The organism is Caryophanon latum, from assembly GCF_001700325.1.
Lineage (GTDB): Bacteria > Bacillota > Bacilli > Bacillales_A > Planococcaceae > Caryophanon > Caryophanon latum.
Genome location: NZ_MATO01000066.1, coordinates 1 through 26,168, shown reverse-complemented (window position 1 = coordinate 26,168; position 26,168 = coordinate 1). Strand labels below are relative to the sequence as shown.

At 43.2% G+C, this 26,168-nt stretch carries 17 protein-coding genes; 15 read left to right on the top strand and 2 right to left on the bottom strand.

The features are described 5' to 3' along the window. The first annotated feature begins 14 nt into the window (after positions 1-14). From A6K76_RS14440 to A6K76_RS14425, 4 genes are all read left to right on the top strand, one after another. On the top strand, positions 15-1,076 hold the full coding sequence (locus A6K76_RS14440; RefSeq protein WP_066466305.1) for a M24 family metallopeptidase: 1,062 nt from the start codon (positions 15-17) through the stop codon (positions 1,074-1,076). Between the two features lie 15 nt (positions 1,077-1,091). Continuing rightward, positions 1,092-1,649: an elongation factor P gene (gene efp, locus A6K76_RS14435; protein ID WP_066466304.1), complete on the top strand. Its 558-nt coding sequence runs from the start codon at positions 1,092-1,094 to the stop codon at positions 1,647-1,649. Positions 1,650-2,110: 461 nt separating this feature from the next. Continuing rightward, positions 2,111-10,708, top strand: coding sequence for a SpaA isopeptide-forming pilin-related protein (locus tag A6K76_RS14430; protein WP_066466303.1), 8,598 nt, complete (start codon positions 2,111-2,113; stop codon positions 10,706-10,708). A 161-nt stretch (positions 10,709-10,869) separates the two neighbouring features. Beyond that, a complete protein-coding gene (locus tag A6K76_RS14425; RefSeq protein WP_066466302.1) occupies positions 10,870-11,865 on the top strand; it encodes an NAD(P)H-dependent flavin oxidoreductase in 996 nt (331 codons plus the stop codon). Between the two features lie 44 nt (positions 11,866-11,909). Here A6K76_RS14425 and A6K76_RS14420 read toward each other — a convergent pair whose 3' ends face one another. Then, entirely contained in the window at positions 11,910-12,335 is a 426-nt protein-coding gene (locus A6K76_RS14420; RefSeq protein ID WP_066466301.1) for a putative periplasmic lipoprotein, read from the bottom strand. A gap of 398 nt (positions 12,336-12,733) precedes the next feature. Between A6K76_RS14420 and accB the strand changes: the two genes are divergently transcribed. Then, positions 12,734-13,231 (top strand): acetyl-CoA carboxylase biotin carboxyl carrier protein, encoded by a 498-nt coding sequence (gene accB, locus A6K76_RS14415; protein WP_066466300.1) that lies wholly within the window; start codon positions 12,734-12,736, stop codon positions 13,229-13,231. Positions 13,232-13,249: 18 nt separating this feature from the next. After that, positions 13,250-14,608, top strand: coding sequence for an acetyl-CoA carboxylase biotin carboxylase subunit (gene accC, locus A6K76_RS14410; protein ID WP_066466299.1), 1,359 nt, complete (start codon positions 13,250-13,252; stop codon positions 14,606-14,608). 119 nt (positions 14,609-14,727) lie between these two features. Here the strand turns inward: accC and A6K76_RS14405 are convergent, their stop codons facing one another. Then, positions 14,728-16,008 carry a S8 family peptidase gene (locus A6K76_RS14405; protein WP_066466298.1) on the bottom strand — a complete coding sequence of 427 codons (1,281 nt, stop codon included), beginning with the start codon at positions 16,006-16,008 and terminating at the stop codon, positions 14,728-14,730. A gap of 162 nt (positions 16,009-16,170) precedes the next feature. Between A6K76_RS14405 and A6K76_RS14400 the strand changes: the two genes are divergently transcribed. From A6K76_RS14400 to A6K76_RS14360, 9 genes are all read left to right on the top strand, one after another. Then, positions 16,171-16,572, top strand: coding sequence for an Asp23/Gls24 family envelope stress response protein (locus A6K76_RS14400; RefSeq protein WP_066466297.1), 402 nt, complete (start codon positions 16,171-16,173; stop codon positions 16,570-16,572). 338 nt (positions 16,573-16,910) lie between these two features. After that, complete coding sequence (locus tag A6K76_RS14395) at positions 16,911-18,536, top strand: glycerol-3-phosphate dehydrogenase/oxidase (RefSeq protein ID WP_066466296.1); 1,626 nt, start codon at positions 16,911-16,913, stop codon at positions 18,534-18,536. Positions 18,537-18,779: 243 nt separating this feature from the next. Beyond that, positions 18,780-19,187 (top strand): transcription antitermination factor NusB, encoded by a 408-nt coding sequence (nusB, locus tag A6K76_RS14390; protein ID WP_066466295.1) that lies wholly within the window; start codon positions 18,780-18,782, stop codon positions 19,185-19,187. Positions 19,188-19,217: 30 nt separating this feature from the next. Then, the gene (gene folD / locus A6K76_RS14385; RefSeq protein WP_066466294.1) at positions 19,218-20,072 is read left to right on the top strand and encodes a bifunctional methylenetetrahydrofolate dehydrogenase/methenyltetrahydrofolate cyclohydrolase FolD; all 855 of its coding nucleotides are present in this window, start codon (positions 19,218-19,220) and stop codon (positions 20,070-20,072) included. 374 nt (positions 20,073-20,446) lie between these two features. Beyond that, positions 20,447-21,781 carry an exodeoxyribonuclease VII large subunit gene (gene xseA, locus A6K76_RS14380; RefSeq protein WP_066466293.1) on the top strand — a complete coding sequence of 445 codons (1,335 nt, stop codon included), beginning with the start codon at positions 20,447-20,449 and terminating at the stop codon, positions 21,779-21,781. Between the two features lie 2 nt (positions 21,782-21,783). After that, positions 21,784-22,014 carry an exodeoxyribonuclease VII small subunit gene (locus A6K76_RS14375; protein ID WP_066466292.1) on the top strand — a complete coding sequence of 77 codons (231 nt, stop codon included), beginning with the start codon at positions 21,784-21,786 and terminating at the stop codon, positions 22,012-22,014. Between the two features lie 3 nt (positions 22,015-22,017). Next, entirely contained in the window at positions 22,018-22,896 is an 879-nt protein-coding gene (locus A6K76_RS14370) for a polyprenyl synthetase family protein (protein WP_066466291.1), read from the top strand. A gap of 134 nt (positions 22,897-23,030) precedes the next feature. After that, positions 23,031-24,926 (top strand): 1-deoxy-D-xylulose-5-phosphate synthase, encoded by a 1,896-nt coding sequence (dxs, locus tag A6K76_RS14365; protein WP_066466290.1) that lies wholly within the window; start codon positions 23,031-23,033, stop codon positions 24,924-24,926. Positions 24,927-24,928: 2 nt separating this feature from the next. Beyond that, on the top strand, positions 24,929-25,747 hold the full coding sequence (locus A6K76_RS14360; protein ID WP_066466289.1) for a TlyA family RNA methyltransferase: 819 nt from the start codon (positions 24,929-24,931) through the stop codon (positions 25,745-25,747). Positions 25,748-26,168: the final 421 nt, after the last annotated feature.

Below are 26,168 nucleotides of genomic sequence, written 5' to 3'. Positions count from 1 at the left end.
AAGAAGGTCCACCTATAATGAAGCTACAAAAATTACGCGCACAATTACAACAAGAAAACATCGATGCACTACTCATTACAAATGCGTACAATTTACGTTACATGACAGGCTTTACTGGCACTGCAGGGATCGCCATCATCTCGCAAAACGATGCGGTATTCATTACCGATTTTCGCTATACAGAGCAAGCGAGCGAGCAAATTGAAGGCTTCCGCATCGTGCAGCATACAGGTACGATACAAGAGGAGGCAGCAAAGCAAATTGCACAAATGAACGTGCGCGCTGTCGGCTTTGAAAAAAATGCGATGCAATACGGCACATATGAGCTGTACAAGTCGGTCGTGAAGGCAGATTTTGTACCAGTTTCGGGCTTAATTGAAAAAATTCGCTTGATTAAGACGCCGCAAGAGCTTACTATTATTAAGGTTGCATGTGAAATTGCGGATGCCGCATTTACACATATTGTAGACTTCATTAAGCCTGGCAAAACAGAGCTTGACGTGTCGAATGAGCTAGAATTTTTCATGCGTAAACAAGGGGCGACGTCTTCGTCATTTGACATCATTGTCGCAAGTGGCTTGCGTTCAGCGTTACCACACGGCGTAGCAACGAATAAAGTGATCGAAAAAGGCGAGCTTGTAACACTCGATTTCGGGGCATTATATAACGGCTATATTTCAGACATTACACGTACAGTTGCTGTAGGTGATATTTCTGATGAATTAAAGGACATTTATGATGCGGTACTGCAATCTCAGCTACTCGGTGTCGAAAAAATCGGTCCGAATATGACAGGAATTGAAGCGGACGCAGTATGTCGCGATTATTTAATTTCGCGCGGCTACGGCAAGGCATTCGGTCACTCGACAGGTCACGGTATTGGCTTAGAGGTGCATGAACAGCCAGGCTTATCTTTCCGTTCAGATACAGTGCTTGTGCCAGGAATGTGTGTTACAGTAGAACCAGGTGTTTACATCCCAGGTGTAGGCGGATGCCGCATTGAAGATGATATTTATATTACTGAAACGGGTAATGAAATTTTAACGCACTCGACGAAAGAATTAATTATTTTATAATTGGAGGATTTTTCAATGATCTCAGTAAACGATTTCCGTACAGGTTTAACTGTCCTTGTAGAAGGTAACTTATTCCGCGTATTAGAATTCCAACACGTAAAACCAGGTAAAGGTGCAGCATTCGTACGTTCTAAATTACGTAACCTACGTAACGGTAACGTAACAGAAAAAACGTTCCGCGCTGGTGAAAAAGTAGAAAAAGCACAAATCGACAACCGTAAAATGCAATATTTATATGCACAAGGTGACGAGCACGTATTCATGGACTTAGAGTCTTACGAGCAAACGACTTTAGCAGAAGCACAAATTCAAGACGAGTTAATGTACTTATTAGAAAACATGGAGCTACACATCCAATCATACCAAGGTGAAATGATCGGAATCGAGCTTCCAAACACAGTAACATTAGAAGTTGCTGAAACAGAGCCAGGTATTAAAGGTGATACAGCTTCAGGCGGTACGAAACCAGCGAAAATGGAAACAGGTTTATACGTAAACGTACCATTCTTCGTAAACCAAGGCGATAAATTAATCGTTAACACAGGCGACGGTTCTTACGTTTCTCGTGCATAATTCGATTTATACTGAAAAGACCATTTGGCGAATATTCGTCAAATGGTCTTTTTTTGTCGTCTATTTATGTGCGGTATATGTCCTTCTCTCAATTTTGATATAGTTCTAAATGCCTTGTTCAATCATGATGTCAAATGCCGATATTCAAACTGCATCTAAATACCTTATTTGTCGTTTTTTTATATGATATTTAAGTATAAAAGGGAAAATTTTAAAAAAAGCGATGGATTTTTAGGTTAAATGTTTTAAGGGTATGTTTTTTAGGTAAAGAGTAAGCAATACGCGCATATAATCATGTAACGAAAAATGTACAAAAAAAGGATAGGAATGCTTCAAAAGGCACCTGCTTTGTATCATATTTTGTACATTTTGCAGAAAGGGGAATGCGGCACAACAAGGCGGTTCAAACAACAGGTCTTATTTACGATGGTTCTTGTGTTAAAAAGGAGGGAAAGCAACATATGAAAAAAATAATGCATATATGTTTTGCATTCGTACTCGTCTTGAGTGCGATTTTGTTGACAACAGGAATAGGAGTCCCGAAAGTTGCAGCAGAAGGAATTAATGGGTTAACGGATATTCAAATTTCGTATAGTGATGCAGCAGGTGCAGCCCAGACAAGTATTACAGATGAAACGACACGTATTAAAATGAATTACAATTTTAAATTTACGAATACAGGTAGCGAGGGGCAAGTGTCGGAGTTTAAGCTTCCGACGAACGTGTTTAAAATGCCTAATCCTGCAACGGACCAACCATTAATACATGCAGGTCAAAATATCGGTACGTATACGATTGAAGCAGACGGAACCGTAACGTTAAAATTTAAGCCGAATTTACAAAATGTAGATGCGTGGTTTTGGTTTGAAACGTGGATTAATCCAGATTACACATTTGAATCGAACAAGCAAACGATCACACTTGAAAATGAGCATACGTTAGAGCTTGAAGCAGCGTTTTCAAGTATCGATGGAAAATATGGCAAGCTTGAAAGTAATCCGAGTCGCATTAAATGGTCAATGTATGTTAATACAGAGTTAAAAAACGTTTCGAATGCGACCGTAACAGACGCATTGCAACAATATTTAACATTTGATCCGACTACGTTAAAAGTGCATAAGCTAAAAGTAAGTGAAGGTGGCAAGCTAGCATACGGTGCGCAAGTGACGAATGTGCAAAACTCAGGTAGTGCGACGAACTTATCGTTTAACTTAGGCAACATTTCAGGCGCATACATTATTGAGTTTGAAACGAAAATTGATCCACAAGCACCGTCAATAACGTTTAACAACACAGCGTTGTTTAATGGTAAGGAATTGAAAGCAACGCCGGTAAAGTATGAAAATTTAATTGACTTGACAAAGGCAAATAAAAGAGAACCGAAAAATGAAGTAGGAGCAAATAAAACAGGAAATGACTTAACAATTTCATCGGGCAATAAGCAAAACTGGGAAATTACATTTAATAATACAAATAACAGGAAAACAATTCCTAGTAACTTAGAAGTTCAAGATAAAGTTGACTTTTCAACGTATGGACAATATTCAAAACGTATACGATATGTACCAAATTCAATGAAAGTATATCGTAAAGGAACGACAGGTGATTTTGAAGAAGTTTCCTTTGCTAATAATTTTGAATTTAAAACAGCTCCAAATAGTACAGCGGAAGGCGCAGGTGCAGTAGAGTTCATCTTACGTTATATAGGTTCACCGACGACAGATGCGTTCAAAATTACGTACGACACAGAAGATTCATCTTTGGACATGTACTATTCTCAAGCGAATAATGAAATTAGAAACAGCGTTCAGCTACACGTGACAAATAACGGTGAGCGTGTTCGTGCATCAGAATCAAAATCAGCTTCTTACGCATATGGACGATTTGGGAATAAAATATTTTATAAAAATGTCTCAAATTTAGATTATGAAAATCAAAAAATCACGACACAGTTCGTAGTTCGTGTACCAGAGGGCAATGCGAAGTTGATTAATATTTTTGATTGGTCCGGCTCACGTTTACTATTATCAGAAGTAACAAAAGACAACATTAAAATAACTAAATATACAACAGGATATATACAGTCAAAGGTGGTAGGCGACGGTTATACGTATTATGAAATCCTAGACAAACAAGATGGAGAAACTTTGACAGGTGAAATTGTTGATGTGAGTAAATACCACATTAAATACGAAACAGATGCAAACGGTATTGTGTCAAACAAAATATCCTATCATCTTTATCCAGAGGGCAGCACTACGCCGACTGAGTCAGGATTATACGTTATTGAAGTTGAAACACCATTTAACGCAGACTTAGATAAAGAACGAATTGAAAAGTATAAAGAATATGATTTACACAATAATGCTTATTTAAGAGAAGGTGGCACGTATGTAGGAACTGCCTCAGCAAGTCATGAGTTTACAAACAATCCATTCATGATGCAAAACGGTTTTAAAGATGCTACGTATGATTTACAAAATCGTAAAATTACGTGGGAAGTTGGCTTTAACTACAATGTTCGTTCATTAGAAGGTGCGGTCATTACCGATACAATAGAAGGAAACCACAACTTCGGCTTAACAACGTTTACATTAAAAAAATGGTATGTAGATGTGCCATTTGAAGGGAATAAGGCAGGGAAAGAATACACGAGTGGCACAGAAGATATTGCCGTGACAGAAGCGGAATGGAAGGAACTCATTAAGTCAACTGAAACAGGCTTTACGTTAAACATGGATGACCTTATTGCGAAAAAAGGTATTGATCCAATGGGTCGCTATATTTTAACGTATGAGACGAAGATGAAGGACGACTTAATTGATAAAGCATCTTACAAAAATGATTTCAAAATCAATTATGTAAATGATAAAGAAGATTTAAAAGAGTCTATCATTACAGGTACAGCAGAAGTACCGCGTGGTGGTGAGCATGTTTCTAAAGATGGTTTAACAAATGGTCGTAATGCAACGTGGCGTTTAGATGTGAACGCAGCGCAATCGACGGTCGACAGTATTGAAATCGTTGACGTATTATCTGCAAATCAAGTATTAAATGCGGATTCAATTGAAGTATTTGAAGCAACAATTGATACAGATAACAAAAATGTGCTAGTAGCAGGAAATCCCGTAACGATGGGTGAAGGTGAAAAGAAGTATACGTACACGATTGATGGTAATACGTTAAACATGACGATTCATGGTGTTATTGATCGACCGTATATTGTTACGTACAAATCATTCGTTTTAGCCGCAAATGGAGAAGAAATTAACAATAGTGTGGATGTAGATGGTAAGCAAATTGCGAACTTATCAACGGGCACAAGTGAGTTGAATAAACAAGCATTTGCGTTAGCTGGAGCAAGTGCAACAGCTACAGGTTCAGTAACGGTGAAGAAAACAGCATCGCATACAGGTGAACCGCTAGAAGGTGTTGTGTTTAACGCTACATTTAAAGCAGACCCACAACAACCAGATATGCCTGGCGAGCAAACGTACACAGTAAGTGCGATTACAGATGAAAATGGTATCGCCACATTTAGCCGCTTACCATATGGCGAAGTGGAAGTGTACGAAGCAGAAACAATTGTAGGCTATATTTTAAATAGCGAGCCAAAAACAGTAACAGTCGGTACAGAAGTTCAAGAATTAGCATTTGAGAACGATCCGAAAATCAATGCCTCTGTTACATTAACAAAAATTGACTCGTTTAAGAAAGACTTGAAACTAGCAGGTGCAGAGTTTAAGTTACAACGAAAAGATACAGACGGCACTTACAAAAATGTCAATGAAAAAGGTGACTGGTTAGCAGCAGGTGCAACGCCAATAACATTTACAACGTCTGATCAAGAGTCAATGCTCGGTACGATTTATTTAAATGAATTAAAACTAGGCGATTATCAATTTGTGGAAGTACAAGCACCAATTGGCTACAAATTTGGTACAGAGCAAAGCTACACGTTTACATTAAATGCAGACAATACAGAAGAAACGTTAACAGTTGAAAACTCTAAAGTATGTTCAGCGTTTGAAATAACGGTACAGCAAGGCGGTACACCATTAGCAGATGGCACAAAAATTGTGTTAGTCGATAAAGATGGCACGAAAATTGATGGCACGATCGAAAATGGTAAGGCGAGCTTCACAGAGTTACCAGAAGGCACATACACGGTAACAAGTGAAGACGGCACGAAAACGTATGGAGAAGTAACAGTAAATTACGAAGAAGACTGTGAAGAAGTCGTAACGTACAACCCGACATGTGAGAAATTTGATGTGATCGTGAAGCAAGGCGATCAACCATTAGCAGATGGCACGAAAATTGTGTTAGTCGATAAAGCTGGCGCGAAAATTGATGGCACGATCGAAAATGGGAAGGCAAGCTTCACAGAGTTACCAGAAGGCACGTACACGGTAACAAATGAAGACGGCACGAAAACGTATGGAGAAGTAACAGTAAATTACGAAGAAGACTGTGAAGAAGTCGTAACGTACAACCCGACATGTGAGAAATTTGATGTGATCGTGAAGCAAGGCGATCAACCATTAGCAGACGGCACGAAAGTGGTGTTAGTTGATAAAGATGGCGCGAAAATTGAGGGCACGATCGAAAATGGGAAGGCGAGCTTCACAGAGTTACCAGAAGGCACGTACACGGTAACAAGTGAAGACGGCACGAAAACGTATGGAGAAGTAACAGTAAATTACGAAGAAGACTGTGAAGAAGTCGTAACGTACAACCCGACATGTGAGAAATTTGATGTGATCGTGAAGCAAGGCGATCAACCATTAGCAGACGGCACGAAAATTGTGTTAGTCGATAAAGCTGGCGCGAAAATTGATGGCACGATTGAAAATGGTAAGGCAAGCTTCACAGAGTTACCAGAAGGCAACTATACGATCAAAGATGAAGCAGGCAAGACAACGTATGGGGAAGTAACAGTAAGCTACGCAGAAGATTGTGAAGAAATTGTAGATGCTAACCCAACATGTGACATGTTTGAAGTGATTGTAAAAGCAGACGGTGAGTTTGTCGCAAATGAGGAAATTACAATCGTGAGCACAACGGATGAGACGATTACATTCACAGTGACAACGGATGAAAACGGAAAAGCGACGTTCCCGAAAGTAACCGAGGGCGAGTACAAAGTCATCGGAACGAACGATGTTGTATATGGCACAATTACAGTGGACGAAACGACATGTGAGGAAGGCGTAACAGTTGAAGGAAAAACGCCAGGTCCAGTATGTGAGCATAAGTTTATTCCAGTACCAGAATTACCAGAAGGAAGCGTAGTAGTCATTGACGGCAAAGAAGTACCAGGTACAGAAATTCCAATGGACACACCACCAGGGACATACCCAGTGAAAGATGAAGAGGGTAAAGACATTGGTGAAATTAAAGTACCAGAAACAACAGAAGAAAACCCATGTCCAGAAGGCACGTTCACGCCTGCATCACCGATATGTGAAGAAGCGTTCATTAAAGTACCAGAATTACCAGAAGGAAGCGTAGTAGTCATTGACGGCAAAGAAGTACCGGGTGCAGAAATTCCAATGGACACACCACCAGGGACATACCCAGTGAAAGATGAAGAGGGTAAAGACATTGGTGAAATTACAGTACCAGAAAAAACGAAAGAAAACCCATGTCCAGAAGGCACGTTCACACCTGCATCGAATATGTGTAGCGATTTCGAAGTGACGGTAACAGTTGATGGCAACACATTAACACCAGGTACGATAGTTGTATTAGTGAATGAAGACGGTGTGAAATTCCAAGAATCCGTTGATGACGCAGGTATAGCTAACTTCAAGCAATTAGCAGAAGGCAAGTACATTGTGACAAATGAAGCGGGAGACGTAACGTATACAACAGAAAAACTTACAGTAGATTATGAGTTAGGCTGTAAAGACACAGTTTCATATGAATCACCAAAAGCCGAAGTGTGTGAGCAATTCACAATGAACATTACAGAGGACGGCATGCCAGTAGCTCCGGGTACACTCATTGTATTAACGACAGATGCAGGTGGTCGAGTGGCAGAGTTCGTTGGCGAAGATGGTAAAGTTGTATTCAAAGATTTACAAAATGGAACGTATACGATCACAAATCAAACGACGGGTGTGACGTATGATGATCCAATAACTGTAGATCGCACAGTTAACTGTGAGACAACGGTGACGCATATATCACCACCAGCGCCAGTATGTGACAAGGAATTTGTTCCAACACCACAGTTACCACCAGGCAGCACAATTACGATTAATGGCGAAAAAGTACCAGTAGACAAAATTCCATTAACGACAACACCAGGTAACTATACGGTAACAGATGATAAAGATAAGGAAATTGGCGAGCTAACGATTACACCAGGTACACCTGAAAATCCGTGTCCAGTGACAACATTCACGGAAAAAGAGCCGCCAACAGGTAGCGTTATTTTAACGAAAATCGATCGCGCAGATGCACAAAAAGCGTTACAAGGTGCGACGTTTAAGTTACAAATAAAACAAAATGGCACGTATGTTGATTTTGGAAATGTATTAACAACAAATGACAATGGTCAAATTTCAGCGATGGACTTACCACTTGGTGAATACCAGTTCGTTGAAATACTAGCACCAGCAGGCTACGTGTTAGCAGCAGAGCCTTGGACGTTTGCGATTACGGAAGAGCAGTTAAGCGTGATCATTAATGCAGCAAATGACAAAGAGCCGCTACCACCAGGTCAACTAGCAATTACAAAAGTAGATGCTGAAACGAATGCATTTTTAGCAGACGCGGAGTTTACGCTTGTAAGTGAAAACAATCAAGAAAGCACGAAAGTAACAACAGGTGCAGATGGTCAAGTGATCATTACCGATTTACCAGTCGGCAACTATACGTTAACAGAAACGAAGGCACCAGCAGGCTACGTGCTCGATGATAAGCCAATCGTTGTGAAAATTAGCTCAGGTGAAACGTTTAAAGTAGTAGTGAAAAACACACAAGTACCACCACCAAACGGTTCACTAGAAGTAACGAAGCTAGAGCAAGGAACGAATACGCTATTAGTAGGAGCAGAGTTTGTCGTATCAAACGGCAGCATTGAGTATAAAGTTGGCGCGACAAACGCAAATGGTACGTCGATTCTGAATAATTTACCACCAGGCGAGTACACGTTAACAGAAACGAAAGCACCAAATGGTTACGTGTTAGATCAACAGCCAGTGAAGTTCACAATCGAAAGCGATAAGACAACACGAGTAACAATGTACAATGTGAAACAAGCAGGTAACTTCAAGCTGACGAAAGTTGATGCAGCAACGAATGCCCGTTTAGCAGGTGCAGTATTCCAAATTTCAAATGGCACAACGACAATTCCGTTTGAAACGAATGCGAGCGGTGAAGCAGTAGTGACGAATTTAGCAGCAGGTAGCTACATCGTGACGGAAATTTCACCACCGAGCGGCTACGTGTTAAACAGCGTACCGAAAGTTGTGACGATTGAGGCAGGTAAAACGACTGAGCTGACGTTTACAAACATAGCCGTTGTTGTACCGCCGCCACCAGTTGGCACAGTTGAAGTGACGAAAATCGATGCGACGACAAAAGGTGCATTAGCAGGTGCCGAGTTCACGCTTTATAACGATCAACAGTCATATAAAGTTGGTCCAACGAACGGCAGCGGTATTGCGACGGTGCAAAACGTACAGCCAGGCGTGTATCGATTAGTAGAAGATAAAGCACCAACAGGCTATGTTGCAACGAACCGTGAAACAATTGTTACGGTGACAGCAAATGGCACAGCACGAGTAATTGTTGAAAACACACGCGCTGTTGTAAACGGCGAGTTTAAAATCATTAAAGTCGATAATGCGAATCGTTCATTGCGATTAGCAGGTGCGAAGTTTGAATTATCAAACGGTGTGACGACAATTACGTTAGAGACGAATGCGAACGGTGAAGCAATTGCACGAAATGTAGAAGCGGGTAATTACACAGTGCGTGAAATTGTTGCACCAACAGGTTATGTATTAGATCCACAAGTAACGACCGTACAAATTCGCGCAAATGAAATGACTGAGCTAACAGCAACGAACGTCGCGCAACAAAAAGTCGGCACGTTCATGCTTGTGAAAGTCGATGCGACGAATGCGAGCAAACGATTAGCAGGTGCAGCATTTGAATTATCAAACGGTGTGAATACGTACACGCTCATTACGAATGCGACAGGTCAAGCAACTGTAGCAAACATTCCAGCAGGCACGTACACATTAAAAGAAGTCATTGCACCAGCAGGTTACCGTTTAAATATGGAGTTAGCATCAGTAACGATTCAAGATAATGCAACGTTTACGTTTACAGCGCTGAATAGTCCATTGCCAAGTGGTGGGAACATCGGTGGCGGTGGAGATCCAAATACGGATGGTTCAGGTAACAATAACGGTGGCAATCCAGACCCTAGTTCGCCAACTCCAGGAACGGGTGGCAACACAGGAGGCGGAGGAAATAACTCAACTCCAGGAACGGGCGGCAACACAGGAGGAGGAGGAAATACTTCAACTCCAGGAACGGGCGGCAACACAGGAGGCGGAGGAAATACTTCAACTCCAGGAACGGGTGGCAACACAGGAGGAGGAGGAAACACTTCAACTCCAGGAACGGGCGGCAACACAGGAGGAGGAGGAAACACTTCAACTCCAGGAACGGGTGGCAACACAGGAGGCGGGACTAACTCCAATATTACGACTGGTGGAGGAAGCTCGAGCACAGGTGGAGGTAGCATTTCAACACCGAACAGTGGTGGATCAACGACAGGTACAGTAACAACGACGCGTCCAGGTACGACGACATCGTCTACAGCAGGTGGCACGACGACGTATTACCCATCGACGACAACAACAACGAAGCCAGCAGTAACGACGACAGCACTCCCAAGTGGAACAACGACGACAACAACAACGGCAACATTACCGCAAACGAATGTTCAATCAACGGCGATGTTAACTGTTGCAGGTGCGTTATTAGTCTTAATTGCAGCAATCGTTATGTATCGACGTCGTAAGCTTAGCTAACGAGTAGGAAGCAGTGAATGGACTCATTCCATTCGCTGTTTTCTTATTTATTATGCAAAAGCGCAAAAAAATATGAAAAAGCGTAGCGGAAAGTGGTTGAATTTATACACAGATTCGTCGGAGTAGCGTACAATAATATGTAAAGAGAGAGGGGCAGAACTATGTTACAAATCGACAAACGAGTTATTCAAGCACCGATGGCAGGAGTTACGACACCATCATTTGTGGCAGCGTGCAGTAACGCAGGGATTTTAGGATCAGTAGGAGCAGGTTATTTAAATGGCCCGCAAACGCGCGAGTTTATTCAAGCAGTAAAACAGCAAACGACAAAACCGTTTCAAGTAAATTTATTTATACAAGAAGAGCCACGCATTGACATTAATGTGTTGCAACAGGCGAAGCAGGCGCTATTACCAATTTACGAGCAGTTAAACGTTAACCATGTACAGCGTGTCACATCGACTGAAATTTTTTCAAATCAAATAGATGTCATTATCGAGGAGCAAGTGCCAATCGTATCGTTTACGTTCGGTTTACCAGAGCAAAGTGTGCTGCAACGTTTATTTGATGCAGGCATGACGGTCATTGGCACAGCGACGACGGTAGAAGAGGCTAAGTCAGTAGAGCAAGCAGGCTGTCAGTACGTCGTGGCGCAAGGAAAGGAAGCGGGTGGTCATCGCGGGTCCTTTACGGATCAAAATGAGTACCATGCTACGCGCGACTTAGTGCGTGCAATTAAAGAAGCGGTGAGCATTCCAATTATCGCAGCAGGTGGTATTATTGATGCGCGTGACGTTGCAGACTTAACGGCAGACGGTGCTGATTATGTACAGGTAGGCTCGGCATTTCTCATTACAGACGAATGCGAAACACCAGATATTGTGAAGCTTGAAATTAAGCGTTTAACGCACAACAATACTGTCTATACGAAAGCATTTTCAGGTAAAATGGCGCGTGGGGTGAAAAATGAGTTCGTTGAGTATATGAAAGGGAAGGTCGTTGCACCGTATCCACTTCAAAATGATTTAACGAAGGCGATTCGCGCGGCCGCAACCGTTCAAAAGCGCCCAGAGTTTTTATCGATATGGGTTGGGGAACGCGGTTATTTATGCGAAGCGACGACAATTGAAGAGGTGCTAGCGCGCTTAGGTGTGTAAGCATGAAAAATGGCGAAAAGCATAATGCTCTCGCCGTTTTTTTATTATTCCGTCCAAATGTCAAATGGAATTTCTTTGCCGCCTTCAAATAATTTAATTGTATCGTACGTATGAGTGAATGACACCGCATACACCTCGGTTTCGATGTCGCCCGTTTTTTGCTCACCGCGCGTCAGGTGAATGCTCAGTACGCGCTCATTATCGTCAGCTGTAATGCTTACATGCTCGCTCGAATTTAAAAGTAAGTAGCTAACATCACTCATGCTATAAATAAATGAAGCAAATGTTGTGTTCTCTGTAATATCTATAATACTTTGTACGTCTTCATTCGGCTCATCGACTGGATAAATGTCAATGACGTTGTTGTCGATGACGCTTTCAAATGATGTCGCGTCTGTCGGTGTCGTTTCTTCGTCGCTGCACGCTGCTAAAAAGAGCGCGGCTATTAGCGGTAATAACCATTTTTTCATAATTGATTTGTCAGTCCTTTCGTTTATCAGCATTCATTGTACAGGGAAATAATCGAAACTACCACTGAAGCGCTCATCGCACCATTTGCCGAAGCAGCAGTTCATGAAAAAACACAGTGTAGTACAGCTTTTTGTACGTTTAAGTTATTCGAATTGTTGTAACGTGACACGTCTGACCTTAAAAGTGAACAAACTTTCTTTGATAAAGCGTTTTCAAGCTAACTGTGTCAAAATGACGTCAATCTGTTATATATCAGTACGAAATCATGTTCTTTATGTTTTTATCACTCTACTTTGTGTTAAGTTTTCCTAAATTTCATGATAACTATTTTAAATTTTGAGAAAACAATGTACAATTGAAACCGTAATCATTTTTTATTCATAAGGAGAGTTCGCACATGTTCAAAATTCAAGAAATTCGTGAGATCATCAAATTAGTAGATACATCTTCAGTAGACGAGTTCGTATACGAAGTTGACGGAGCAAAATTAAAAGTTAAGAAAAACGGCGTAGCAGTAGACGCACCTGTAGCAGCTCCAAAAGCAGCGGCACCTGCAGCGGTAGCTCCAGAAGCTCCAAAAGCAGCGGCACCTGCAGCAGTTGAAGCACCAAAAGCACCAGAAGCACCAAAAGCAGAGGTTGCAGCTGATTCAGAGTTACATAAAATCACTTCGCCGATGGTTGGTACATTCTACCAAGCTTCTTCTCCAGACGCAGCACCATACGTACAAGTTGGCGATAAAGTAGGCAACGAATCAATCGTATGTATCGTAGAGGCAATGAAATTATTCAACGAAATCGAAGCGGAAATCGAAGGCGAAATCGTTGAAATTTTAGTAAAAGATGGCCAATTAGTAGAATTCGGTCAACCTCTATTCCTAGTAAAAGCTAACTAATAAGGAGTTGCAAACATCATGAAAAAGGTTTTAATTGCAAACCGTGGTGAAATTGCAGTACGTATTATTCGTGCTTGTAAAGAGTTAGGCATCAAAACGGTAGCGGTTTACTCAACAGCTGACGCAGATGCACTACACGTGAAATTAGCAGACGAAGCATATTGCATCGGACCACATTTATCAAAAGATTCTTACTTAAGCTTCCCGGCAGTTCTTGGCGTAGCGCAAAAAACTGGTGCTGATGGGATTCACCCAGGTTACGGTTTCTTAGCGGAAAACGCAGCATTTGCTGAAGCTTGTGAGAATGCAGGCATTAAATTTATCGGTCCATCATCTGACGCAATCAAAATCATGGGTATTAAAGACGTTGCCCGTGACACGATGGAAGCAGCTAACGTACCATTAGTTCCAGGTACAGGGATCGTTCCTGATATCGAAACTGGTAAAGAATGGGCAGCTAACATTGGTTACCCAGTTATCATTAAAGCAACAGCAGGCGGCGGCGGTAAAGGTATCCGCGTAGCTCGTACTGAAGAAGACTTAGTAAAAGGCATCGAAATTACACAAAAAGAAGCAGCAGCAGCTTTCGGTAACCCAGGTGTTTACTTAGAAAAATTCATCGAGTACTTCCGTCACTGTGAAATTCAAGTACTTGCAGACGGTCACGGCAACGTAGTTCACTTAGGTGAGCGTGACTGTACAGTACAACGTCGTATGCAAAAACTAGTAGAAGAAGCTCCATCTCCAGCGCTATCTGAAGAGCGTCGTGCACAGATGGGTGAAGCCGCTGTTAAAGCAGCGAAAGCTTGTAACTACGAAGGTGCAGGTACGATCGAGTTCATTTACGATTACCAAGAAGATAAATTCTACTTCATGGAAATGAACACACGTATCCAAGTTGAACACCCAGTAACAGAAATGATCACTGGTGTTGACCTTGTACAACAACAATTAAAAATCGCTTCTGGTGAGAAATTACCATTCGCACAAGAAGATATTAAAATTAACGGTTGGGCAATTGAATGCCGTATTAACGCAGAAAACGCATACAAAAACTTCATGCCATCAGCTGGTACTGTAGCGACTTACGTTGCACCAGGCGGCTACGGAGTACGTATCGATTCAGCGGTATACCCAGGCTACACAATCCCACCTTACTACGATTCAATGGTTGCGAAATTAATCGTGCATGCAGATACACGTGAAGAAGCAATCGCAAAAATGGATCGTGCATTATCAGAGTTCGACATCGCTGGTCCTGGAATTAACACAACGATTCCTTTCCACCAAGCGTTAATGAACAATGATGTGTTCAAATCAGCGAAGTTCAACACGAAGTTCCTTGAAGAGAACGACATTTTAAACACAAAAAAATAATCGGTGAAAGCTGATTCGCTTTTAACCCGTTCTCTACTTGTAGAGGGCGGGTTTTTTAAATTGTAATGAAAGCAAATCGCAAAAGAAAAAGCCCGAGTTTGATTTCTCGGACTGTTTCTTTATTGTACAAATTGAATCGGTACGTACATCGGTTCACTTAGTGCAACTCCTTCTGCACTCGTCACGCTGCGGTCAAGCTTTAACATATACGTTTCGTTGTATAGTATATGTTCAGGTGTAACAGTTGCAGTATCGTTCGTCACAGTCGTCGTTGTCGCAACAATTTGACGATCTTTATAAAGTGTCAATGTTGTATTCGGCGAAACGTCGTTTGAAAACGTCACGGTAATGAATGGGTTTGTCATTGTACGCAGTAGCTGCTCGTCACCGCGAAGCCATTGAAGCGCATCGTTTGCATGAATGAGCCCGTAGCCTGTAGCAATGTCGTAACCAGGTTTTTCTAAGTCAATGGCAGTTCGTTTTAAAGCGTTGTGCAAAACGTCAAACGAAGCGTCGCTATATTGCTGGAGTGCTGCGATTAAGCCAGCTGCAAACGGGCTTGAAAACGATGTGCCGCTTATTTCGTTAATTTGATCGTCTTGAATGAGTGGTAAGCTAGCACCAGGCAAAACGAATGATAATTGTTCGTTGTAATTTGAAAAGTTGGCGCGCTGCTGTTGTTCATCGATTGCGCCGATCGATAGTACACCTTCGTATGAAGCAGGGTAGTTTAGCTTGTTGTACGTATGCCCTTCATTGCCAGCTGCTGCAGTAATCGTAATGTTTTGTGCAAGTGCTTTTTCGATTGCATGTTGCTCGCGCTCGTCGATGTACGTGCCACCTAAGCTCATATTAATAATGTCTGCACCTTGCTCGATTGCGTAATCGATGCCTTTGACGATGTTTGGAATGGACAAGGAGCCGTTTTGATCGATTTTAATGACGATGATGTCAGCAGGAGCGTGCTGCATCGCTAAAGCGGCTGACGCGACGACTGCTGTGCCGTGGTGAATCGTATCGTCAGTAACGGTCGTGCCTGCTACTACGTCATACGTATGCGTGACAAATGATTGTAGCCAGCCGCTGTTTGTTGTAAAGCCTGTATCTAAAATCGCGATCGTTTGTTCATGAAGTGGCTCGTACGCAGGAGCTGCAAACGCATAACGCGACGCCCACGTAGTTAAAAGTGGCGCTGCAATTGGATCGACGTCAAAAAATGTGCGTGTCGGCTCAGCATGCTGTAGCGAACGAGCGCATTGTTCGCCAACTGTAATGTCGACATGCTGCAAGTACGTGACGTGTTTGCAATCAAGCGTCTGTTCGCCGATGACAGCTTGCTCGCTCGCATATGCAGTAGTAGGGCATAGTAACAGTAAAGTGGAAAAAAGTAGGCGTTTCATTGTAAAAGGCTCCTTCATAACAGACGTGCAGTGAACACGCGTGTTGTTTTTTTTATTATCGCTAAAAAGGGAAAGAAATTCAATGTAACAAAGGTTTTCATTCAATATATGAATCGTTTTGTAGTATAATTATGGGCATAGCAAATAGAGAGGATGAATACAATGGCTGAAAAGCTTACACAATCATTCGTACAACCAACACCGGTCGGAAAAGAGGAGCTTGGTCAAATTGAAGTCGCACCGGAAGTAATTGAAGTCATCGCAGGTATTGCCGTAAATGAAGTAGAAGGTGTAGCAGCAACGCGTGGCAACTTCGCATCAGGTGTTGTAGAGCGCTTTGGCAAAAAGGTACATAGCAAAGGCGTGAAAACAAACGTTTCAGAAGAAGGTAAAATTATTGTCGACGTCTATTGCACAGTGAAATACGGCGCAACAATTCCGAAAGTAGCAAAGGAAATTCAATCAAATATTCGTCAAACGATCATGAATATGACGTCGATTGAAACAGCGGAAGTAAACGTGCACATTACAGGCATTCAATTTGAACAAGAGGAAGTAAAATAAGCGCATCGTCTCCTTATAGTGAGGAGGCGATTTTTTTGTTTATGCAAGGCGAAAAGGGGAACAAAATGAAGGAAGGAATCATGTCTGTTAATACGCCACTTTTATACAGCTCAATTGCTTGTTTTTAGTAGCAAGACGGAAGTGAATGCAGCATGATAGTGGCAGGAAGCGTGCGGCGAGAATCCTTCATGACTAACATCGTGTTCGCCGCCGAGCCCGAGGAATTTATATGCGACGAGTAACCGCAGAAATAAAGCGAGCGGCACGACGCGAACTGCCAATTGAATGGCTCATCAACACGCTTGGGAAGGTAGATTAAGAGTGAAGGAAGTGAGACAATGTTTTCGAGTAAAGAGCGTACGCAATTATTACAACAAATGGACGGAGAATTGTATGATGTCGTTGTGATTGGTGGTGGTATTACCGGCGCTGGTGTCGCACTCGATGCGGTAACACGTGGCTTGAAAGTAGCACTTGTCGATATGCAAGATTTTGCAGAAGGAACATCAAGCCGCTCAACGAAGCTTGTGCATGGTGGCCTTCGCTATTTAAAGCAAGCACAAATAAAGGAAGTGGCAGAGCTAGGGCGAGAGCGTGCTGTTGTGTATGAAAATGCACCACACGTCACGACGCCTCTTTGGATGTTGCTACCGTTTTATACAGATGGCACGTTTGACAAGGCGACGACTGCACTTGGGCTCACCGTTTATGACTATTTAGCAGGTGTGAAGCGTAAGGAGCGCAAAATGATGCTGTCGAGTGACGAGGTGCTCGCGCGCGTGCCGACGTTAAAGAAGGATGGTTTGGTCGGTGGTGGCATGTACGTTGAATATCGCACGGACGATGCACGCTTGACGATTGAAGTGTTAAAGGCGGCTGTGATGCGCGGTGTTCAGGCGGTAAACTATGCAAAAGCAGTCGCCATTGATGAAAAAAATATCGCCTTTACTGCGGTGACGATAGCTGATTGTTTAACGGACGCGACGTATAAACTAAAAGCGAAGCGCGTCATTAACGCAGCTGGTCCGTGGGTAGATGAGGTGCGCAGCTTTGTCGAAAAAGTAGAAGGTAAGCATTTAGTGCTCACAAAAGGGGTGCATGTCGTCATTGATGCTGCACATTTTCCACTTCAGCAGCCTGTCTATTTTGATCATTCAGACGGGCGGATGATTTTTGCGATTCCGCGTGACAACAAAGTGTACGTTGGCACGACCGATACGTTTTATAATGGCGATGCGACAAAGCTTGTAGTAGATCCGGAAGACCGCGCGTACTTGCTCGCAGCTATTCAGTACATGTTTCCAGATGCGCACGTAGTTGATGCGCACATTGAATCGACGTGGGCAGGGGTGCGACCGCTCATTCATGAGGAGGGGAAAAGCCCTTCTGACATATCGCGGAAAGACGAAATTTGGCGCACGAGCGAAACGGTTATTACGATAGCAGGCGGCAAGCTAACAGGATATCGTAAAATGGCGCAAAAAGTAGTCGACGTGCTCGTGAAAGATTTAGAGCAGCAATCAGCTAAGCGATACGGACGTTGTGTAACGAAGCATTTGCCGTTGTCTGGTGGCGATTTAAGTGGCTCGCGCTTTTTTGAGCAATATGTAAATACATGGACAGAGCGAGGCGTGACGTACGGCTATAGCGAAGAAGAAAGCGAGCGGCTCGTGCGCATGTACGGCACAAATGTCGAGCAAGTGATGTCGTGCGGTGCAGAGGCAGGCGAATTGCCACGGGCGCTTTATGCGGCATTACGTTATAGCATCGAGTATGAAATGACGATGACACCGGCGGACTTTTTTGTGCGCCGAACAGGAATGATTTATTTCGATTTGCCAGCAGTCGAGCGCTATAAGGAAGCGGTGCTACACGTCATGGCAGAGCAGCTACACTATAGCGACGAGGACAAGGAGGCACACCGACTAACGTTAGAAGCTGCGATTATTGTTGCGAAAGCATAAAATAGTACGGGCTGTGCTACACGTCTGAATGGACAATTGGCACAGCTTTTAATATGCGATTGAGGCGAGCGAGCAGTAGATGAGCGACAACATAACAGGCTCGATATTTGTCATTAAGCGACAGAATGACACACATTTCACTTAAATTAAAACGGACTTTTGAAAATTTACGTCAACGCACTGTTATCATATAAAAAATGTGCTATGATAAAAACGAATGTTAACAAGATAGGAGAGCTTTCGATGAAACGACATGAAGCGCGACAAAAAGCGTTGCAAGCATTGTTTCAGCTAGACAACACAGAGCTATTACTTGAAGAGGCGATGAATCATGCGCTTGAGCGTTCTTTTGAAGAAGCAGCCCAACCTGCATATGATGCATTTTTTGAGCAATTAGTACGTGGTACAACTGAACATAAAGAAACAATTGATGAGCAATTATCAGCAAAGCTAGAAAATTGGTCATTAAGCCGATTACCGAAAATTGAACGTACAGTATTACGTATGGCAGTTTACGAGCTACAATTTTCAAACGATGCACCAGATGGCGTAGTTGTCAATGAGGCAATTGAGCTGGCGAAAACATTTGGTGATGAAAAATCAAGCAAGTTCGTAAATGGAGTACTTTCTAAATTTATTGAAACAAAGTAGTTTTGAATATTGGAAGGAGTAACATCAAACATGTCAAGTGCAATTATTAATGGTAAAGAAATTGGTCAACAAATTCGCGAGTCGATCGCACAGCGAGTAGAGACGTTAAAGCAAAATGGTTTAACACCAGGCTTAGCGGTTGTGTTAGTTGGGGATAACCCAGCGTCAAAAACATACGTAGCAAACAAGCAAAAGTCTTGTGAAGCAATCGGTATGTTCTCAGAGCTAGTGAAGCTAGATGCAGCAACAACGCAAGAAGAGCTTGTTGCGGAAATCGAGAAGTTAAACGGTCGTGACGATATTCACGGCATTTTAGTGCAATTACCACTACCGAAGCAAATTGATGAGGACGCAATCATTGCGGCAATCGACCCAGCAAAGGACGTTGACGGCTTTAGCCCAGTAAGCGTTGGGAAAATGATGCTCGGTCAAGAAACATATTTACCTTGTACGCCTTTTGGGGTAATGAAGCTTCTTGAGTATACAGGCATTGACGTTGCAGGCAAGCACGCGGTCATCGTTGGACGCAGCCACATCGTTGGTAAGCCGATGGGACAATTATTGCTTCAAAAAGATGCGACGGTAACGTACACGCACTCAAAAACAAACGATTTACCATCTTATACGAAGCAAGCGGATATTATTATCGCAGCAGTAGGTCGTCCAAACTTCATTACAGCTGAGCACGTAAAAGAGGGCGCTGTTGTCATTGACGTTGGGATTAACCGCGACGAAAACAACAAGCTTGTTGGTGACGTAGACTTCGCGAGCGTAGATGGCATTGCTTCACACATTACACCAGTACCAGGCGGCGTTGGGCCGATGACAATTACGATGTTACTTTATAACACAGTGCAAGCAGCAGAAATTGCAAGCGCGCAATAAAAACAAAAAGTTCAATAAATACGTCATTGTCGTTACGTTTTTGTGTAGAAATACAACAACTTGTAACGAATTGAATAAAAAGGGTTGTGCTAAAGGGGATTCCGTTTAGCACAACCCTTTTATTTTTTGTATAATGGAATAGCGATTGAATGAATCGAGTAAAAATAAATATATACATTGAACTTAATATGGTAACTGTTCTTTTGTTTCGGTGGACGCTTTTCAATGTCGGTCATAAAGGCGTTGTCGCATAGACGCGACCTCGGTTTTGTCCAGCAAAAGTCGCCGCCTACACGTCAGAACGATTCCTTTCTCGTATCATATTCAAAAGTTCGATCTATGTAGTAGAAACATCAAAGAAGTGGGGGGATGGCATGTCATCAAAATTTTTAACTGTGCAAGCGTTAACGAAATATATTAAATATAAATTTGATGCCGACCCACATTTAAAAGATGTATATGTTAAAGGTGAGCTCTCAAACGTGAAAATCCATACGTCCGGTCATATTTATTTCACGTTAAAAGACGACTGTGCGCAAATGCGAGCCGTCATGTTTCGAGCGCAGGCGAGCAACTTAGCGTTTATACCAGAGGACGGCATGCAAGTGCTACTGCGCAGTGAAGTGACGGTGTACGAGGCGCGAGGTGATTACCAGCTATACGTTCAGTCGATGGAGCCAGATGGTGTTGGCGGCTTATTTTTAGCGTTTAATCAGCTAAAGGAAGCGCTACAAAAGGAAGGTTTGTTTGACTCGCGCTTTAAGCAACCAATTCCGCGCATGCCAGCAACGATCGGTGTTATTACGGCATCAACAGGTGCGGCGGTGCGCGATATTTGTACGACGCTGCAGCGACGTTTCCCGAAAGCGCATATTCGCATTTACGAAACGCTCGTGCAAGGAACAGGTGCTGCGCAGTCAATTGCCGGAAATGTGGAGCGTGCAAATGATGAGGCGCTTTGTGATGTGCTCATTGTTGGGCGTGGCGGTGGCTCGATTGAAGATTTATGGGCGTTTAATGAAGAAGTTGTAGCGCGTGCTATTTTTGCTAGTCGCATTCCCATTATTTCAGCAGTCGGGCATGAAACCGATACGACAATAGCGGACTTTGTAGCAGATTTACGCGCACCGACGCCGACTGCAGCAGCAGAACTTGCCGTGCCGAACGAGCGAGACGTACTGCATACAATTTTGACGTACCAAGCACAAATGCAGCAAATGATGAATGCGCGCTTAACACATGAGCGTGCTCGTTTAACGCGCTTGCAGCAATCGTATCCGCTAGCACAGCCTGAGCGCTTATATCGCCCGTTTATTGAGCGACTTGTGCAGCGTGAAGAGCAGTTGGAACAGCGCATGACGATTCATATGATGCAGGCGAAGCAGCGTTATGAAACGCTTGCACAAAAGTTTGCATATGAAAAGCCTGATGTGACGCTACAAAAGCAGCGAGCAGACGACTATACGCATCGCTTGCAGCAGGCGATGATGCAACATGTACGCATGAAAGAGCAGCAGTTTACAACGGCAGTGCGAACACTTGAGGCATTGAATCCGCTTCAAATTTTGACGCGCGGCTTTGCGGCAATTTATCAGGAGGAGCGCCTCGTAACGTCTGTTAGCGATTTACAGCAAGGGGATGCCATTCGCATTGCGATGAAGGACGGCACCGTGTATGCGGACGTTACAAGTACGCAAAAGGAGGAGTAGTAATGGCAAAGAAAGCACAATCTTTTGAGCAATCAATGGAGCAGTTAGAGGAAGTTGTTCGTTTACTCGAGCAAGGAAATGTACCATTAGAGGAAGCGATTGAATTATATAAGCGCGGCATGACGCTATCGAAAAACTGTCACGAAACGCTACAAAAAGCGGAGCAACAATTAATTACACTAGTCGATCGTAACGGTCAAGAAACATCGTTGAACACGGTGAAGGGAGAATAAAAAATGCAACAATTACAGCAGTTTATTGCGACGTATGTACCGCAAATTGAGGAGCATATGCGCGGTGAAATTTCACGCCTACAAGGGCCAGAGTCAATAAAAGAATCGATGCAATATTCACTTGATGCAGGTGGTAAGCGCGTACGTCCACTTTATGTGCTAGCGGTGCTTAGCTTATTTGAACAAGATGTGACGAAAGGTTTACCGATTGCAAGCGCTATTGAAATGATGCATACATATTCACTTATTCATGATGATTTACCGTGCATGGATAACGATGATTTCCGTCGCGGCAAGCCGACAAATCATAAAGTTTACGGGGAAGATGTTGCAGTATTAGCAGGAGATGCGTTAAACTCTTTATGTTTCGGCATCATCGCGCGCATGGACGCACCAGCACAAGTGAAAATCGACTTAATTACGTTGTTAAGCGATACGGCAGGTGCTGAAGGGATGGTCGGCGGACAAGTGCTTGATATGGAAGGCGAAAAACGCTCGCTAAACTTACAGGAGCTTGAACGTGTGCATGTAAACAAAACAGGTGCGTTGCTGCGCTTTAGCATCGAGTCTAGTGCGATTTTAGCACAGGCGGACGAGCAAACGCGTCAAGCGCTTGTCAATTACGCGCATCATATCGGCTTAGCTTTCCAAATTCAAGATGATATTTTAGACATTGAAGGTACAACAGAACAACTCGGCAAAACGGCAGGAAAAGACGTTGTTAGTGAAAAAAGCACATATCCAGCGCTTTTAACGTTACAAGGCGCGAAGGAAAAGCTAAACGATCACTTTGAACAGGCGATTGCCGCATTACAGCATGTGTCAGCGGATACGACGTTGCTACAGCAGTTTGCAGCATATATTGTAAAACGTACGAACTAAAAACGGAAAACGACGTCATGAATAAGTAGGATGTCGCGAATTTAAAAGTGAAACACTTTTAGTATGTGATTATCACTGTTATAATAGGGGAAATGACAGCTATAAGGAATTCAACAGTAAAGGTGTGTGAAGAGATGGATTTAACGACGATTACTAGTCCATCCTTTTTGAAAGAGCTAAATCATGAACAATTAACAGCGCTTGCAGCAGATGTACGCAAGTTTTTAATTGAAAAATGCTCTGTAACAGGTGGTCACATTGGTCCAAACTTAGGTGTAGTAGAATTGACGATTGCGCTTCATAAAGTGTTTGATAGCCCAGCAGATAAGTTTTTATGGGACGTTGGACATCAAGCGTACGTGCATAAAATTTTAACAGGGCGTGCAGCGCAATTTGATACACTTCGCCAATATAAAGGCTTATGTGGCTTCCCAAAACTCATTGAAAGTGAGCATGACGAATGGGAAACAGGTCATAGCTCGACATCACTTTCAGCTGCAATGGGCATGGCTGCAGCACGTGACATCAAAAAGGAATCGAATTATGTAGTACCAATTATTGGAGACGGCGCGCTTACCGGGGGGATGGCGCTGGAGGCTTTAAACCATATTGGTCATGAAAAAACGAATATGATCGTTATTTTAAACGATAATGAAATGTCGATTGCGCCAAACGTCGGTGCGCTCCATAGTGTATTAGGTCGCTTACGTACGTCGCGCGATTATTCAAAGGCAAAAGAAGAGCTTGAATCATTAATGCAAAAAATTCCAGTTGTCGGTGATAAATTAGCATCAACAGCGGAGCGCGTAAAAGACTCGTTAAAATATTTAGTCGTTTCAGGCGTGTTTTTCGAGGAGATGGGCTTTAAATATTTAGGGCCGATTGATGGACATGATTTCGAAGCGTTAGAGCATCATTTAGAATACGCGAAAAAAGTAAAAGGTCCAGTACTTGTACACGTATTAACGAAAAAAGGGAAAGGTTACAAGCCAGCTGAAGATGATACGATCGGCAATTGGCACGGTACCGGTCCATACAAAATCGAAACAGGCGACTTCGTGAAATCTGCCGCAAAAGGTCCAGGTTGGTCAGCATTAATCGCTGAAACGGTGCGCAAAGAAATGGCACACGACGAACGCATTGCCGTTATTACCCCTGCGATGCCAGTCGGTTCAAAGCTTGAAGGTATTCGCAGCGATTACCCAGAGCGCTTTTACGACGTCGGCATTGCCGAACAGCACGCCGCAACGATGGCAGCAGGCTTAGCGACGCAAAAAATGAAGCCGTTTTTATCGATTTACTCAACGTTTTTACAGCGTGCGTACGACCAAGTGCTACATGACATTGCACGTCCGAACTTAAACGTTGTGATCGGCATCGACCGCGCAGGGCTTGTTGGAGCAGACGGTGAAACGCATCAAGGTGTATTTGATATTTCATTTTTACGCCATATGCCAAACATCGTACTTATGATGCCGAAAGACGAAAACGAAGGGCAACATATGGTGAAAACAGCGCTTGCGTACGATGACGGTCCAATTGCGATTCGTTACCCGCGCGGCAATGGCTACGGTGTACCGATGGATGCGGAGTTAACACCAATTCCAATCGGTTCATGGGAAGTGTTGCGTAAAGGGACGAAAGCTGCCATTTTAACGTTCGGTACGACAATTCCGATGGCGTTAGAAGCTGCGGAGCAATTAGCACAAAAAGGCATCGATGTAGAAGTCGTGAACGCACGTTTCATTAAGCCGCTTGACGAGGCGATGTTACGTGACCTTGTAAGTCGCAAGCTCCCGATTTTAACGATTGAGGAATCAGCGTTACAAGGTGGCTTCGGTAGCTTCGTGCTTGAGTTTATGAACGATGAGCGTCTTCATGCGACGATTGACCGAATGGGTATTCCCGATCAGTTTATCGAGCACGGCGACGTACCAGAACTATTAGCAGAAATTAATGTAACGACAGAAGAAGCGGTCAAACGCATCGAGCTGCTCGTGAATCATACAGAAAAAGTAGGGCAATCATAATTATGACGAAAACACCGAAAGAGCGCGTAGACATTATGCTTGTTGAGCGTGGATTATGTGAAACACGTGAAAAAGCAAAGCGCGCCATTATGGCCGGTTTAGTCTTTACAAACGAAGTACGCATTGACAAGGCGGGCGAAAAAATCGCCGTCGATGCGCCGCTTCAAGTAAAAGGCTCACAGCTAAAATACGTTAGCCGTGGTGGACTGAAGCTAGAAAAAGCATTAGAAATTTTTGATATGAGCGTAGACGGAAAATTAATGCTCGATATCGGCTCATCAACAGGTGGCTTTACGGACTGCGCATTACAAAACGGCGCGCGTCATTGTTATGCGCTTGACGTTGGCTCGAACCAGCTTGCTTGGAAAATTCGTTCCGACGAGCGCGTAACGGTAATGGAGAAGACGAACTTCCGCTATACGAAGCCAGAAGATTTAGTGGAAGGCTTACCGGAGTTTGCGACGATTGACGTATCGTTCATTTCTTTATCGCTTATTTTACCGGTGTTAAAGACGGTGCTCGTACCAGGTGGCGACGTCATGGCACTTGTAAAGCCGCAGTTTGAAGCAGGTAAGGATAACGTCGGCAAAGGTGGCATCGTGCGCGATCCGAAAACGCATTTAGCTGTACTTGAGCAGACAGCTAAAATGGCAACGGAAATCGGCTTTGTCGTGAAGGATGCATCGTTTTCACCAATTACAGGTGGCGAAGGGAACATCGAATTTTTATTCCATTTAGTGAACCGAAAAGACGGCGAACAGCTAGAACCGTATACAAACTTTGAAGCACTCGTAAAGGCTGCACATAGTGACTTGAAATAACACGACCTCACACGTTGAGGCGTGTTTTTTCTTTTGTTTACATAGATTTGTAAAAAACGTAAAAATGGCAAGCGTGTTGAAATGAACTGGCAGGAGCGTATTGCGGCTCGCTTTGTCTCTGCGATTACTCGAGACAGAAAAACATGTGCTCCTGCGGTTACTCGTCGCCAAAGAAACTTTCGCTATTTTCGGTGGAGTCCGCCTCTCGTTTCAGCAGCCATTATGCGTCAACTGTAGCTTACGATGATGAAACATAACAATAAAAAACAGGTCTGTTGATTAGCCATTTTTATAAAGCTGAATCTGTTGTTTTCAGTAGCAAAACTGACATGAATGCAGCATTGTAGTGGCTTGGGAGCGTGCGGCGAGACTCCTTGGGGAAAAGCTCGTGCCTCAAGACCCCGTAAGCCGCGACGTAGGA

Bases quoted from the DNA above. Each gene is read 5' to 3' on its own strand.
- A6K76_RS14360 (WP_066466289.1), top strand. From the start codon at position 24,929: ATGACGAAAACACCGAAAGAGCGCGTAGACATTATGCTTGTTGAGCGT.
- accB (WP_066466300.1), top strand. From the start codon at position 12,734: ATGTTCAAAATTCAAGAAATTCGTGAGATCATCAAATTAGTAGATACA.
- A6K76_RS14375 (WP_066466292.1), top strand. From the start codon at position 21,784: ATGGCAAAGAAAGCACAATCTTTTGAGCAATCAATGGAGCAGTTAGAG.
- A6K76_RS14405 (WP_066466298.1), bottom strand. From the start codon at position 16,008: ATGAAACGCCTACTTTTTTCCACTTTACTGTTACTATGCCCTACTACT.
- nusB (WP_066466295.1), top strand. From the start codon at position 18,780: ATGAAACGACATGAAGCGCGACAAAAAGCGTTGCAAGCATTGTTTCAG.
- dxs (WP_066466290.1), top strand. From the start codon at position 23,031: ATGGATTTAACGACGATTACTAGTCCATCCTTTTTGAAAGAGCTAAAT.
- xseA (WP_066466293.1), top strand. From the start codon at position 20,447: ATGTCATCAAAATTTTTAACTGTGCAAGCGTTAACGAAATATATTAAA.
- folD (WP_066466294.1), top strand. From the start codon at position 19,218: ATGTCAAGTGCAATTATTAATGGTAAAGAAATTGGTCAACAAATTCGC.
- efp (WP_066466304.1), top strand. From the start codon at position 1,092: ATGATCTCAGTAAACGATTTCCGTACAGGTTTAACTGTCCTTGTAGAA.
- A6K76_RS14395 (WP_066466296.1), top strand. From the start codon at position 16,911: ATGTTTTCGAGTAAAGAGCGTACGCAATTATTACAACAAATGGACGGA.
- A6K76_RS14425 (WP_066466302.1), top strand. From the start codon at position 10,870: ATGTTACAAATCGACAAACGAGTTATTCAAGCACCGATGGCAGGAGTT.
- accC (WP_066466299.1), top strand. From the start codon at position 13,250: ATGAAAAAGGTTTTAATTGCAAACCGTGGTGAAATTGCAGTACGTATT.
- A6K76_RS14420 (WP_066466301.1), bottom strand. From the start codon at position 12,335: ATGAAAAAATGGTTATTACCGCTAATAGCCGCGCTCTTTTTAGCAGCG.
- A6K76_RS14370 (WP_066466291.1), top strand. From the start codon at position 22,018: ATGCAACAATTACAGCAGTTTATTGCGACGTATGTACCGCAAATTGAG.
- A6K76_RS14430 (WP_066466303.1), top strand. From the start codon at position 2,111: ATGAAAAAAATAATGCATATATGTTTTGCATTCGTACTCGTCTTGAGT.
- A6K76_RS14400 (WP_066466297.1), top strand. From the start codon at position 16,171: ATGGCTGAAAAGCTTACACAATCATTCGTACAACCAACACCGGTCGGA.